The sequence below is a fragment of the Marilutibacter chinensis genome, from assembly GCF_021725675.1.
Lineage (GTDB): Bacteria > Pseudomonadota > Gammaproteobacteria > Xanthomonadales > Xanthomonadaceae > Marilutibacter > Marilutibacter chinensis.
On record NZ_JAKJPO010000003.1, the window covers coordinates 225,504 to 239,525 of the forward strand.

Sequence of the window (14,022 nt, forward strand, 5' to 3'; positions counted from 1 at the left end):
AGCGCTGCGGGCCTTCTGCATGGCGCGATGCCGGCGTCGGACTCAGTAATCGACGCTGGCGTCGGCCGAGCACTCGCTGGTGCCGGCGTTGCAGACCTGATAAGTGAAGCTGCCGGAGCTGTTGCGGCGCACCTTGACCGCGTCGGTGTAGCTGCCGCCGTTGTCGATCGCCGAGGCGATCCGGCTACCGTCGCGGTAGACGTCCACGGTGACGTCGCCGCCGCTCCATTGCAGGCCGATCTGCAGCTTGCCCTTGCTGGTGCCGTAGTTGTACGCGCTCAGCGAGGACGGCGGATCGACCGGATCCGGGTCCGGACCACCACCGAGCAGCGCCTCGGTCGCGGCGAAGGTCTGCACCAGGCCATGACCGTAGTCGTTGTCGCGACCGGCCGGGCCCAGGTCGAGCGCGGTCGAGGTCATCGCGGCGCGGACCTGCTGGTTGCTCGCCGACGGGTTGGCGCTCCAGACGATCGCGGCCGAACCGGCCACGTGCGGGGTCGCCATCGACGTGCCGTCCAGATAGGCGTAGCCGCTGGTGTCGGCCTCGGACACCGAGCTGACCGCCGCGGTCTGGCCGAGCGAGCCGCCGACCAGCGCCTGGCCGTCCTCCTGGCTCATGCTCAGCGCCGGCACCGTCGAGGTCATCGTGCCCAGGGTGCCGGAGAAGCCGCCCGGCGCGTTGTTGTAGACCACCGCGGCGACGCCGCCGCCCGCCTGCACCGCAGTGACCTTGTCGGCGAAGCTGATGTCGCCACGCTCGCACAGCACCACCTTGCCCGACCAGCTGCCGGCACTCGTGCACAGGCCGCCGTCGACCATCGCCCCGCTGGCGGTGGACTGCACGCTGCCCTCCATCGCCGAGACGATGTAGCCGGTGCCGCCTACGGTCATCGAGCCGCTGCGGTACGGATAGGTGCTGAGCACGGCAACGCCGGGCGCGGCGATCTCGACCTGGTTGGTGCTCTGCGAGAAGTCCGCATGCACGTTGTTGATGTCGACCGCGGCCACCGACATCACGCTGTCGTACGAAGCCGGATAGCTGTGGCGGGTGTTGCCGTCGTTGCCGGCCGCTGCGACGCTGAGGATGCCCTGGCTGTCGAGATTGGCGAAGGCGGTCTCCTCGGTGCTGCTGGCGAAGTCGCCGCCCAGGCTCATGTTGATCACCTTCGCCCCCGCACTGGCGCAGCGGTTGGCGGCGTCGACCAGGGTGGAGGCATAGCTCCATCCGCAGGACTGTCCGTCGAACACCTTGACGATGTGCAGCGACACCGCGCCCGGGCTGACCCCGACCACGCCAACGCCGTTGTCGACCGCCGCGACCGTCCCTGCGACGTGGGTGCCGTGGCCGCAACTGTCGTTGTCCCAGCCGCTGGGATACCCGGTCATCGCGATGCCGGCGAAATCCTCGTGGTCGGCATTGATGCCCGAGTCGATCACGCAGACCTTGATGCCATTGCCATCGGCGCCGGCCGCCCAGGTCTGCGGCGCCTGCACGCTGTTGATGCCGTACGGCGTGGTCTGCGCGGCCGGGTAGCGCGGCACGTCCCGCTCGACGTACTCGATGTTCGGATTGTTGCGCAGTCCCGCCAGTGCCTGCTGCGGCACGCTGACGGCGATGACGCGCTGCGGCGCGAGTTCCAGATGGATCCGGCCGCCGGCCGCCCTCAATGCGGATTGCACCTGCGCCGAAGCGCCGGGCCTGAACTTCACCATGACCCGGTTCGGGTCGGGATCGGCAGCGGAAGCGCTACCGGAAGCAACGAGCATGATGGCCGCGGCCAAGGCCACGGCAAGCGAGTTCTGCGTCACTGGACACCCCCGAGATGATTGTCGGTTTCGCGCCTCGCCCCCTGTCCGAGCACGAGATCCGACGGTAGCAGCGCAGCGGCCTGAACGCGATTGTGCATCGCGTCAGAAGCGGCGCAGACCACGGCGGCAGACCCGGGCGCGCCGGACATCCGCCGCAATCGCCGGCGACGCAATCGCCACGCCTCCGCAGACCCGACAACGCGCCCCGTCGTCGACCACGGTCATCGCGTGACGTCGGCTCGCCCATACCGGACCTCTGGCACCGCCCCCGGACATCGGCTCCCGGTAGAGTACGCGGCCCTCGTCCGTCGTTGCCGCTGATCCCCGCCCTTCCGGTCGATGCTTCGGCGACAACGCGGATGCGCTCCGTGCCAATCCTCGCCCCACAGGAGACCCCAGGTCGTGCGCCGAATCCTGACCACCCTACTGTTCTCGACCGCACTGCTTCACGCAGCCGATGCCACGGCCGAATGCCCCACTGGCCCCTATGGCCCGGGCGCTGCCGCGGCCGTCGACGGCGACGTCGTTGTCGTCTATTCCGTGCCCGGCCTCGCGCCGCCGGGCCAGCGCTACCTGTTCGTTGACGGCCGTCGCGGCAGCACGGTGGCCGACGACGGTGTGGTGCGCTGCACGGCCGATGGCCTGATCGTGCGCGACGCGGAGGGCACCTCGACACTGTGGCCGCGCATCGCCCTGCGGGAAACCGACACCGCCTTCACGAGCCTCGGCTCGCGACTGGCCGGCCGCCTGATCGAACCCGAATCGGCGGATCCGGAAATGCCGCTGGTGGTGATGGTGCATGGCTCGGAGCGCACGTCGGCCACCCGCAGCTCGTACGCCTACATGATGGCGGCGCAGGGCATCCGCGTTTTCGCCTACGACAAGCGCGGCACCGGCGAGTCGGAAGGCGAGTACACGCAGAATTTCGAGCTACTGGCCGACGATGCCGCCGCGGCGCTTGGCCACGCGCGCGAAATGACCCGTGGACGCGTCGGCCGCGCCGGCTACTTCGGCGGCAGCCAGGGCGGCTGGGTCGCGCCGCTGGCGGCGACGCGCTCGGACGCGGACTTCGTCGCGATCGGCTTCGGCCTGGTGGTCTCGCCGATCGACGAGGACCGCGAGCAGATGATCTCCGAGGCACGCGCCGCCGGCTTCGACGCGCGGGCGATCGAACAGATCGAACGGCTGTCGCAGGCCACCGCGCGGCTGCTGACCTCGCACTTCAACGACGGCTTCGAGGAGCTGGAGGCGCTGCGGCACGAACTGGCCGACGCGCCCTGGGCGGCGACCATCCAGGGCGAGCACAGCGGAGCGATGTTGCGTACTTCCGATGCCGACCTGCGCCGGGTCGGTCGCGCACGCTTCGACAACCTCGAGCTGATCTGGGACTACGACGCCCAGGCCGTACTCGAGCGGCTCGATGCGCCGCTGCTGTGGGTGCTCGCCGAGCAGGACCGCGAGGCGCCGATCGAGAAGACCCGCGGCGCACTGCAGTCACTGACCGCCGCTGGCAAACCCGTCGACGTCTACCTGTTTCCCGACACCGACCACGGCATGTTCGAGTTCCGCACCCTGCCCGACGGCCAGCGCCAGGGCACCCGCATCACCGACGGCTACCTGCGCCTGCTCGGCGACTGGATCAAGGACGACGTCGACGGAACCTACGGCCGCGGTACGCGGTTGTTCGGCGACGGGAACTGAGACCGTCGCGGCACGGACAGGGAAGAGGTTCCAGGCATCGGCCGGCGAACATCGCGTTCGCTGCCGGCGCCTGGTGACTGGACCTGTCTCCGGACATTAGGCCTCCGGCCACACCAGCGAACGATGCAGCTGGGCGCCGGCCCAGGCGCCGTCGGCGACGGCGAGGGCGATCGTGTGCGGCATCCTCGCAGCGTCGCCGCAAGCGTAGACGCCGCGAAGACGGGTCTGCTTCGCGTCGTCGGTCTGGATCTGGGTGCCGGTCGGGGTTTCCACCAGCGCGCACCCCATCCGCTCGGCCACCGGCGTCGCCGGCCCGTTGCGTGGCGCGGTGAACAGGCCGGCGAACGGCAGTCGGCGGCCATCGGCGAGGACCACGTCCGCGTGCCCGTCGATGCGGGCGATCGGCGTGGATTCGATCGCGACCCCGCGCCCGGCAAGTTCCTGCGCGTTCACGTCGTCCAGCTCCAGCGCGCCGTTGAGCAGGAAGGTTACCGTGCCCCACTCCGGCAGCAGCTGCGCCTGGTGGATCGACATCGGGCCGGTGGCGACCACGCCGATCCGGCCGCGCCCGAGCTCGTAGCCATGACAGTACGGACAGGCGAACACACTGATGCCCCAGCGCTCGGCCAGGCCTTCGACCGGCGGCAGGGTGTCGGACACGCCGGTCGCGAACAGCAGGCGGCGGCCGCGATGGCGATGACCGCCGCGGGTCTCGACATGGAAGTCGTCGTGTTCGCCGCCAGCCTCGACCGCCTCGTCGTCATGCCAGGTCAGGGTCGGATACGCCTCGAGCTGGAGACGCGCGGTCGCCGCGATCGCCGTCGGGTCGACCCCATCCTGGCCGAGGAAGCCGTGTGCGTGGGCCGCCGCGCGATTGCGTCGCCGCCCGCCGTCGATCACCAGCACGCGACGGTGCGCCCGCACCAGCTGCAGCGCTGCGGCCATGCCGGCGTAGCTGCCGCCGACGACGATGACATCGTGTCCGGTTTGCGTATCGCTCATCTGCTTGTCTCCATGAGGAAAGATCGGGATGCCGCCGTCCCCGAACCGTTCGGACGTCGCAACGCCGAAACTGGTCCGGCATTGCTCCGGCCGCCCGCGCGCTGGCGCGGCTGCGCCACCGTCCGCCGGCGCGAAACTCCGGGCCGCCGGAGGTGGCTCAGCGGGCGGTGCGCCGGCGCGCGAAATCCGCGGCCAGGTCGGCCAGCGAGACCGATTCGAACCGTTCCATCAGCAGGGCCTCGGCTTCGTCGAAGGCGCCGTCCAGCGCCGCGTTGACCGCCTGCTCGACCAGGCACTGCGGCTGCTCCTGGCGGTTGCCGATCGCGAACAGCGCCGGCTCGCCCAGCGCCTCGTGCAGCTGGCGCAGGTTCACCCTCGACAGGTCGGCGACGATCCGCCAGCCACCGGCATGGCCGCGCTCGGCAGCGACCAAGCCGGCGTCGCGCAGCAGGCCCATCGTGCGCCGGACCACGACCGGATGCGTGCCCAGGCACTGCGCCAGCGCATCGGAGGTCATCGGCCCGCCATGCTCGGCCATGTGCAGCAGCGCGTGCAGAACGGCGGAAAGGCGGCTGTCCCTTTTCATGTAACAAATGATGTTACATTAAGTCGCGACCGTCAACCGAGCCCATCGCGTGCCCCCTTTTTCAGACCCCGATGCCGTCGCCCGCTATGCCGAAGGCCCGCCCCGCCAGGTCCCAGGCTTCCACGCCCTGCAGACGATGGCGACCCTGCTGCTGGCCGAGCGCGTGCCCGCCGACGGCCGCGTGCTGGTGCTCGGCGCCGGCGGCGGTCTGGAGTTGAAGGCCTTCGCCCGGGCCCAGCCGGGCTGGCGCCTGCTCGGCGTCGATCCGTCCGCGGCGATGCTGAAACTCGCCGCCGACACCCTTGGCCCGCTGGTCGCACATGTGGAACTGCTCGAAGGCCTGATCGACGACGCTCCGGATATCGCCTTCGACGGCGCCAGCTGCCTGCTGACCCTGCACTTCCTGCCGCCCGACCAGCGGCTGCACACCCTGCGGCAACTGCACCGGCGCCTGAAACCCGGCGCCCCGCTGGTGGTCGCGCACCACAGCATTGCGTCGGACGTCGACGGCAGCGCAGGTGGCGACGCGTATAGCGACCCCACCGTCGACGGCAGCCGCCAACGCTGGCTGCGCCGATACGCCGCCTTCGCCACCGCTTCCGGCATTCCCGCCGTCGACGCCCGGCGCGCGATCGACGCCATCGCCACCCGCCTGCCCCTGCTCACCCCGCAACAGGACCAGGCCCTGATCGAAGAGGCCGGTTTCGAACAGGTCGAGCTGTTCTATGCGGGATTCACGTTCCGGGGCTGGGTGGGGTTGGCGGGCTAGCAGGACGGCGCAGGTGGATATCGACGGCAGCCCCCGGCGCGCGCCCCGCCTCTCCATACGGACCGGGAACACGGGCGACGCATCCACTTGATATACGCACATTTCATGCACATAATGTGCCCACATCCTGTCGAAACGGTGAGCGCAATGGCGGCTGTCATGCAGCAGGACATTACCGAGCTCTTTCGCGAACCCGGGCAGACCTACCTCTCGCCCGCGAGGTTCGCCACGACCCTGGAGCTGGACCTGTCGGTCCTGGCCAACGCGCTGGGCGTGCACCGCAACACGATGCGCCTGCATCCGGAAAGCCCGCGCACGCAGGAACGCATGCGCGACTACAACCGCGTATTCCTGGCCCTGCTCGGCCTCAAGCCCAATGTGCGCGATGCCGCCTTCCACATGAAGAACACGCCGGTACGCGTGCTGGGCCAGCGCACCCTCTTCGATGCGGTCAAGGATGGCGACACCGACAAGGCCCTGCGCTACCTGCAGTCGATCTCCGGAGGCCAGAACGGATGAGGCGCATCCGGCTGGATGCCGGCACCCCGCTGTTCCGTGCCCACAACCCGCTCTGGTCCTTCCAGCCCCTCAGCGGTGCCGGCGCCGCGCGGGCCGGCGGTCGCTTCAATCGGGTCGGCACGCCGGCGCTTTACCTCAGCTTCGAGGAAGCCACCTGCGCCGCCGAATACCGCCAGGACAACGACCTGACCGAGCCCTACCTGCTCGTGGCCTACCTGGCCCGCCTTCCCGAACTGGTCGACCTTCGGCAACTGGACGACGACGGATGGGACCCGCTCTGGAACGACTGGGGCTGCGACTGGCGGCAGCTGTTCGTCGATGGAACCGAGCCGCCGAGCTGGGCGCTCGGAGACATCATTCTGGATGCGGGCGAGCTGGGCCTGATATTCCCGAGCCTCGCCAATCCAGGAGGCCTCAATGTGGTTCTGTTCACCGATCGGCTCCAACCCGAATGGCTGGAACCCCATGACCCGAACGGGCTGCTGCCGCGCGATCAGTCCAGTTGGCCTCACCGATAGGCGGGCAGAGGGACAGGGCGATCCGACGCGTTCCGGTGAGCTCGACTTCCGCGCCGAATCGCCCTGATACCCGCAGCGTCCGGCAAGCCCCCGGTCAGGACTCCGGGTCGTACATGATCTCGCGCACTTCCTGTGCACAGCGGCAGGCCGCGGCGATCCTGGCGGCCCAGGCATGGGCCTCTTCGCGCGAGGCGACCTCGATGATCGAGAACCCACCGATCACGGCCCTGGTCTCCTGCAGCGGCCCAGTGGTGATGCTTCCATCGGTCGCGACAATGGTCGATTGCTGGCGTTCCACACCGCAGCCGAAAATCCAGACCCCGGCGGCCTTTGCCTCCCGCACCACCCGATGCGAGGCCTCGCCCACCGCCGGCCAGTCCGCCTCGGGGATATGGTCCATCGCACCGGCATCGAAGGAGATCAGATACCGTCGAGTCGCAGATCGGATATGGGTCGTCATGAAGCCTCCCAGACAGATCGGATCAGGTTGCCGGCCATCATGGCCATCCTTGGCGCCGCCCGGCATGCGAACCGACAGGACTTCCAGCTCGACGCTCCGCATCACGCGTGGCGCAACGTCGGTTGTGGTCCTGCGCCCTACGCCTCCTCACGCTCCGTCCCCTCGCGATCGCGCGCATGACGCTTCGCCAACGGAAACTCCGGCAGCCACGACTCGCGACGGATCGTCCACAGTTCGTAGGTCGGTGTGAACCGGTCGGGCGCATCCAGCGTGCCCAGGTGAACTTCGATCTCGTCGCCGCTGCGCGAGAACACCGGAGAGCCGCAGTGCGGGCAGAAGTGGCGGCCCCGGTAGTCGCGGGTCTCGCCTTCGACCATCACCGCGTCCTGGGGGAACACCGCCGAGGCGTGGAACAGCGCGCCGTGGTGCTTGCGGCAGTCCATGCAATGGCACAGGCCGACCCGGTACGGGCGTCCCGAGGCCACGAAGCGGACCCGGCCGCACAGGCAACCGCCGTTGAACCGCTCATGTGCGTCTCCTCCAGGCCAGCCGACAGCATAGGTCCGGTGCCGGGCGCTGTCATCGCCAGACGGAGCGGGAGCCCTTCCGCGCCGCAACCGATGCCCGGTGTCACCCGTTCGTGACGCCTCCTTCACCTCGCTGTCGGCGACGCCAACGAAGGCCACGGCACCTGTCCTGTCCACCTGCAGCACGCCGTTGGCAATGAATGGCCCCAGCCACCGCCTTCAACCGTCGTCGGACACATGTGTCCGTTCCGTTAACCGGGGCCACTGACAACGCCGGTCATGTTCGAGCCAGGGAGAAGGCAGCTGTTCACACCATTCAAGGAGAGAAATCATGGCCACCAAGGCAGCGCGAACGCGCAAACAGGACAGCCCCGCCGCTCCGATACGGGTTTCGGTACACGACAGCAACGGCTTGCCCTGGCGGAAGAAGGCCGAAGTCGAGCTGGCCGCCGGCAAGACCCGGATCGCGCTCAAGCGGGTCAAGGACACCGCCGCCTACGAGGGCCGTGTCGCGCCCGGCGACTACCGGCTGCTGGTCAAGGCGACCGGCATGGTCGCGCCCGAGCGCAGCGTCACCGTTGCGCCGACCGGCAAGACCGCAAGCGTCTACCTGGGCAAGCGCGGCTGGCCGTTCTACCGCTACGGCGAGAACCTGGTACCGTTCGAGCCGCGCGAGGACCTGGTCGCGGTCGGCTTCGATTCGCGGGCGCCGGACCCCCAACGCGGCCGTGAACTTTTCAACGAGATCGTCAAGAAGCTGGGGCTCAAGCCGGTCGACCTGAAGGCCGAGGACGAGAGCCATCCGTCGATGGCCGCCGGCGGCGCGATCTGGCTGTTCCAGCTCGGCGCGCGCGGCGATCGCGCCAAGGCCGAGGCCGGCATCCGCCGCATGCTCGGCGAGGACGCGCGCATCGGCATGCCGGTCGACCTCACCCAGCGCCAGGTCAAGGTGCTGGACCGGCGCTTCGTCGTCCGCTTCCGCGACCACCTGCGCCCGAAGGACATCGAGGCGCTGGTGGAGAAGGCCAAGGCGCGCATCCTGCGAGGCTTTCTGCAGGCCGGCAACGCACGGCTGATCGAGTTCGCCGGTGGGACCTACCAGGAGCACCTCAAGACCATCGAGGCGTGGTACGCGCGGGACCTGCTGGTCTACGGCGAACCGGACCTGATCGCGGAGATCGTCGACGATGTCTTCCCGGCCGATCCGCCGGACGACCCGACCTATGCCAACCAGGCCAACCTCACCCTGCAGAACGTCGACGACGCCTGGCAGTTCCTCAACGGCATCTCGGCCAACCTCACCCTCGGCAGTCCGGCGGTGTACGTCGCCACGCTCGATCGCGGCATCGACACCGACCATCCCGACATCGGTGGCAACCTGACCGATGGCACGGCGCAGCTCGCGCAGTGCTACGACTTCGAAGGCCTGCGGCCGTGCACCACGCCCGGCTATGCGCCCGACACCTCGCACGGCATGGGTGTCTATGGCATTGTCGCGGCGCGAACCGACAACGCCAACGACATCGCCGGCATCGCACCGAACACGCACCAGATCGGACTGGAGCGCCCGCTCGCCCTGGGCGGCGCCAACTATGCCGATGCCCTGCTGTGGGCGGCCGGCTTCACCACCGGCAACACCTCGACCGGCTGGCCGGCCGAACCGATCAACCCGGCGGCGGACATCATCAGCTGCTCGCACGGCGTCAATGGTCTGGCCTTGTCGGGCCTGATGGACGACACCCTGACCTTCCTGTCGGTCTACGGCCGCGGAGGCAAGGGCACGCTGATGATCTACTCGGCCGGCAACAACGCCGTTCCGCAGCAGATCACCGGCTACCGGGTTTGGGCCGCACATCCGCGCACCCTGGCGATCAGCAATTCCAACCAGCCCGACGGCATGGGCGTGGAGCGGCTCAACAACACCTCCAACTTCGGCCCCGAGATCGACATCTGCGCCCAGGGCAACGGCGCGCCGTCGCTCAACCACACCGGCGGCGAGCAGACCTTCGGCGGCACCTCGGCGGCCGCGCCGACCGTCGCCGCGGCCGCCGCGCTGATGCTTTCGGTCGAGCCCGACCTGACCTGGGTCGATCTGCGCGATCTGCTGCGCAACACCGCGGTGGTGATCGACGGCGCCAACACCGACCCGGTCGGACAGTGGTCCGGCGGCTTCAGCTGGTGGTACGGCTTCGGGCGTCTGGACGTCAACGCCGCGGTGCAGGGCGCCGATGCCTTCGACCCGGGCACCGTCAACCTGGTAGTCCGCGACAACCTCGCCGACGACGGCAGCCTGGTGCCGACCGGCGGCACGTTCTGGCGCAGCCCGGACCTGTGGGTGCGTCAGGACAACCCGGCGACCGACCCGATCGGCGACCCCGCCTATGGCGCCAACCCGCCCAACCAGCCGGCCGCCGCCGGCGCCGACAACTGGGTGCGCGTGCGCGTGCGCAACGCCGGCAGCGCGCCGTCGGCCAACGCCTTCGTCCGTGTCTACCTGACCCACTTCGCCGGCACCGAGTTCGTATACCCGGCAGACTACATCCCCACGATCAACTCCGGCGATCCCATTCCCAGCCCGCTGGTGCAGGGCACCTACATCCTCGGCGAACAAATGATCGCCTCTCTCGGGGCCGGTGCCGACACCATCCTCGACTTCCCGTGGCCGGCCGCGCTGGTACCGCCGGAATTCGTCGGCGGCACCCGCTGGCATCCGTGCCTGCTGGCCGAGATCTCGCCGCACACCGGGCCAACGCCGTCCGGGAACCTGGTCATCGACAACACCAACCTGGCCCAGCGCAACGTGTCGGTGGACTACTCCGACGACGACGGTGCCGAGCACGAGATGACCGGTGTGATCGGTGCGGAGTCCAACGACGACCGCGTCCGCCGCATCGTCGTGCCGCGCGGCAACCTGTCGAAGAAGGCCCGGATCTGGGTGCGCTTCCTCGATCCCAAGGTCGAACGGGCGGTGACCCGGATGCTGGCGGACAGCAGGAACCCGTCTGCCCCGCCGCAGGACGGCCACGGATCGTGCTGCTGCACCCCCGCGGACCAGCGACCGACGGCGTCGGATGTGCGGGTGGAGACGGTCAACGGCCGCAAGCGCTTCGTGCTGAACTCCGGATCGGCACTGAGCCTGGACGTGCCTATGGTCGGCGGCTCACTCACCCCGGTGGTGCTGGGCGCGCAGTTGCCGAAGGGATCGCTGTCCAGCCCCCGCGAGCTGCCGTTGATCGAGTACGACACCGGCGGCCGGGTACTGGGCGCATTCTCGCTGGAACTGCGCAAGCGCTAGTACCGCGTTGGACAAGCGCCTCCTCCCTGGCCACGGCCGGGGAGAGAGGCGCGGTCCAGGCTTCCATCCTCGCGCCCCGCTGCAGTCGCCACACGCGGCCGCAGCGGGTCGGCGCCACCCGACAAGGAGCGTGTCATGGGCTACTTCGCCTGCAGGATCGCGGCCACCGCCGCCAACAGAGCGCTGCTGGAGGCGCTCGACCACCAGGGCCGGATCTGCTTCGACCACCACCACGAGGCCGACGGCTGGCTGATGTTGGCGCTAACCTCCAGCGAGCTGGAAGTCGTAAAGCAGTACGACCTCGACCCGGAGGTCACCGAAGACCTGGAACAGACCGCCGCGGTGCGCCGCGAGGAGCGCGCCAGCACGCACGACGACGACAGCGACGACGCGCCGGCCACCGGATTCGTCGACAGCTACCTCGACGCCGGCGCCGTTGCCGCGCGGGTCGCCGCCCTGGCAGCAGAGTTTCCGGCATTGTGCCAGCTCACCACCCTGCCCGAGACCACCGAGGGCTACGATGGCTCGGTCGCCGCGCTCGCCGGCCCATCCGCCGTGCAGTTGCTGCGGCTCAGCGACGATCCGTCGGACCGCGGGCGGCCGGCGCTGCTGCTGATCTGCGGCACCCATGCGCGGGAATGGATCAATCCGCTGATCGCGATCGAGTTCGCCGAACAGCTGCTGCGGAACCACGATCCCGCCAGCGCCGATCCTCAGGTGCTGGAGATCACCCGCATCCTGCAGCAGGGCGAGATGCTGATCGTGCCGGTGATGAACCCGGACGGCCTCAACTTCTCCTTCCACGACGACGCCGGCTGGCGCAAGAACCGTCGCGCGAACCCCGGCGCACCCGGCTGCCCCGGTGTCGACAACAATCGCAATTACGAGGTGTTCTTCGGCGAGGCGGGCTCCTCGCCCTCGGCATGCTCCAACGCCCACCACGGCCCGTTTGCGTTCTCCGAACCGGAGAACCGCAACCTGAAATTCATCGCCGAGAACTTTCCCAACATCCTGGTCGCGGTCGACTCACATTCCCAGGGCGAGAAGATCTTCCGCCCGATCGCCAGCGGCGGCAGCTTCACCGGCAGCCTGCCGGTCTCGCCCGAGGACGAGCTCGTCTACCAGCAGCTCGAAGCCGCCGCCAACGCGGCGATCCAGGCCGTCAGCGGCAAGACCTACGCGACCGGAAGCACCAGCAACCACGCCGGCACTTCGGACGAGTATTTCTTCCTCGCCCATCGCGCCTTCGCCTTCGACTTCGAATGCGCGCTGGCGTTCCAACCGCCGATAGACTCGGCATTGGTGTCAGTCCAGGAGGTGGTGGCCGCGCTGCGGGCGCTCGCGATCAAGGCCATAGATCTCGATGTCGCGGCCACGACGCCGGCGCGCATCGTCCAGGCCATCGACCGCACAGGCAGCATGGCCGCATCCGGCTACGACGACGATGCCCGCGCCAACGCCAAGCGCTTGATCGATCTGATGTCGATCGGCGACAGCGTCGGCGTGGTCAGCTTCGCCGACCCATCACCGGACGCGGACGCCACGCCGCTCGCCGACCGCGCCCGCGTCGACCTCGCCCTGACGCCGCTGTCCACCGCCAGCCTGATCCAGGCACACGACGAGATCGACGCGCTCACCTTCGCCGGCTGGACCTCGCTCGGCGCGGGGCTGCAGGCCGCGGCCGGCCAGCTGGCCAGCGGCTCGACCGCCCGCGACGCGATCGTGCTGCTGTCGGACGGCTACGAGAACCGCGCGCCCTGGACCGGCGACGTGCTCGACACCCTGCCCGCCGGATTGCCAGTCCACACCGTCGCCCTGGGTGGCCAGTCGGACATCCCGCTGCTGCTGCACGTCGCAAGCGAAACCGGGGGCAGCTTCCACCTCAGCCCGACCTCGCTGGAGCTGTACGAGGTCTACAACCAGATCCGCGCGGACGCGTCCGACGACGATCTGGTCTTCAATGGCATGGTGTCGGCGCAGCAGGAGGACGATGGCGGCGACGATGCAAGCCGGGCCCATGCGCACCACTCGCATACCGACCTTTACCATTTGGGCTTTCCTGATCTGAACCAGGCCGGCGCTGGCTTCTGGGTGGAGCCGGGGGTCAGCCGCCTGTTGCTCAGCCTCGCCAGTCCGTCGGAGCGGCGCCCCGGCAAGTTCGCGCTGATCGATCCGTTCGGCCGGCGCCTGCGCCGCGGCGACTGGGGATACGAAGCCGCATCGCGCCCCGGTCACCTGACCCTGCGGGTGCTGCGGCCGGCGCCAGGACGTTGGCTGGTGGATCTCGAAGGCTCGGGGCGATGCGTGCTGGGCGCCTTCGTGCGTTCACCGCTGCAGGTGAGCTGCGTGCCGCGGCTGGCGTGGGAGCGCAAGCGCTGCCTGGCGATGCTGGATGTGTCGGTGGAGTCGCGCTTCGCCGGCAGCGTGGAGTTGGATGGCGCCGCCGTGCTGACGCCAGCCGCACCATGGCTCCCGGCCACGGATCCCGCATCGCTGGAGTGGCTCGACGCCGCCGGCGCACAGCTGCGCTCACATTGCCGGACGGGTGGTGGCGAGCACCCGCCCTGCGGGAGCGGCGGCAGGATGGCGGGATACCTTGAGCAGTCGCCGGTCTGCGTGAACCCCGGCAAGTTCCCGGATGGGACGCCTTCCCGCACCATCTACAGGCTGCGTTTCACGCAACCGCTGGCGGCGGGAAGCTATATCGCCAGGCTCCGCCTCAGCGGCCGCTTCGCCGGCCATGGCCGTTTCGAGCGGGTGCTGCGCACCAGCGTGGTGATACCGCCATACTGATGCCGTGCGGCGCCCTGACGCACGCGCGTCCGGAGCCGGGAGG

The 14,022-nt window shown here is 69.3% G+C and carries 11 protein-coding genes; 6 read left to right on the forward strand and 5 right to left on the reverse strand.

Annotated features, from left to right (window positions below; genetic code table 11):
• Positions 1-42: 42 nt before the first annotated feature.
• Entirely contained in the window at positions 43-1,767 is a 1,725-nt protein-coding gene (locus L3V18_RS19295) for a S8 family serine peptidase (RefSeq protein WP_305068973.1), read from the reverse strand.
• 444 nt (positions 1,768-2,211) lie between these two features.
• Between L3V18_RS19295 and L3V18_RS06800 the strand changes: the two genes are divergently transcribed.
• Positions 2,212-3,510 carry an alpha/beta hydrolase family protein gene (locus tag L3V18_RS06800; RefSeq protein WP_237053928.1) on the forward strand — a complete coding sequence of 433 codons (1,299 nt, stop codon included), beginning with the start codon at positions 2,212-2,214 and terminating at the stop codon, positions 3,508-3,510.
• A gap of 96 nt (positions 3,511-3,606) precedes the next feature.
• On the opposite strand, the gene L3V18_RS06805 is transcribed toward L3V18_RS06800, so the two are convergent.
• Both L3V18_RS06805 and L3V18_RS06810 read right to left on the reverse strand, forming a co-directional pair.
• Complete coding sequence (locus tag L3V18_RS06805; RefSeq protein WP_237053929.1) at positions 3,607-4,512, reverse strand: NAD(P)/FAD-dependent oxidoreductase; 906 nt, start codon at positions 4,510-4,512, stop codon at positions 3,607-3,609.
• A 157-nt stretch (positions 4,513-4,669) separates the two neighbouring features.
• Complete coding sequence (locus L3V18_RS06810) at positions 4,670-5,098, reverse strand: Rrf2 family transcriptional regulator (RefSeq protein WP_237053930.1); 429 nt, start codon at positions 5,096-5,098, stop codon at positions 4,670-4,672.
• 49 nt (positions 5,099-5,147) lie between these two features.
• Here L3V18_RS06810 and L3V18_RS06815 point away from each other — a divergent pair, with 49 nt between their 5' ends.
• The 3 genes from L3V18_RS06815 to L3V18_RS06825 all read left to right on the forward strand — a co-directional run bounded on the left by L3V18_RS06815 (position 5,148) and on the right by L3V18_RS06825 (position 6,904).
• Entirely contained in the window at positions 5,148-5,867 is a 720-nt protein-coding gene (locus tag L3V18_RS06815) for a class I SAM-dependent methyltransferase (protein ID WP_237053931.1), read from the forward strand.
• A 159-nt stretch (positions 5,868-6,026) separates the two neighbouring features.
• The gene (locus L3V18_RS06820; protein ID WP_237053932.1) at positions 6,027-6,386 is read left to right on the forward strand and encodes a DNA-binding protein; all 360 of its coding nucleotides are present in this window, start codon (positions 6,027-6,029) and stop codon (positions 6,384-6,386) included.
• The gene (locus L3V18_RS06825; RefSeq protein ID WP_237053933.1) at positions 6,383-6,904 is read left to right on the forward strand and encodes an RES family NAD+ phosphorylase; all 522 of its coding nucleotides are present in this window, start codon (positions 6,383-6,385) and stop codon (positions 6,902-6,904) included. Before L3V18_RS06820 ends, L3V18_RS06825 begins: the two co-directional genes overlap by 4 nt.
• A 94-nt stretch (positions 6,905-6,998) precedes the next feature.
• On the opposite strand, the gene L3V18_RS06830 is transcribed toward L3V18_RS06825, so the two are convergent.
• Together L3V18_RS06830 and L3V18_RS19530 are read right to left on the reverse strand one after the other, a co-directional pair.
• The gene (locus L3V18_RS06830) at positions 6,999-7,364 is read right to left on the reverse strand and encodes a YciI family protein (RefSeq protein ID WP_237053934.1); all 366 of its coding nucleotides are present in this window, start codon (positions 7,362-7,364) and stop codon (positions 6,999-7,001) included.
• A gap of 137 nt (positions 7,365-7,501) precedes the next feature.
• Positions 7,502-8,077 (reverse strand): GFA family protein, encoded by a 576-nt coding sequence (locus L3V18_RS19530; protein ID WP_484502716.1) that lies wholly within the window; start codon positions 8,075-8,077, stop codon positions 7,502-7,504.
• A 145-nt stretch (positions 8,078-8,222) separates the two neighbouring features.
• Here L3V18_RS19530 and L3V18_RS19300 point away from each other — a divergent pair, with 145 nt between their 5' ends.
• Together L3V18_RS19300 and L3V18_RS06845 are read left to right on the forward strand one after the other, a co-directional pair.
• The gene (locus L3V18_RS19300; protein WP_305068974.1) at positions 8,223-11,186 is read left to right on the forward strand and encodes a S8 family serine peptidase; all 2,964 of its coding nucleotides are present in this window, start codon (positions 8,223-8,225) and stop codon (positions 11,184-11,186) included.
• 135 nt (positions 11,187-11,321) lie between these two features.
• Positions 11,322-13,979 carry a M14 family zinc carboxypeptidase gene (locus L3V18_RS06845; RefSeq protein WP_237053936.1) on the forward strand — a complete coding sequence of 886 codons (2,658 nt, stop codon included), beginning with the start codon at positions 11,322-11,324 and terminating at the stop codon, positions 13,977-13,979.
• Positions 13,980-14,022 lie beyond the last annotated feature (43 nt).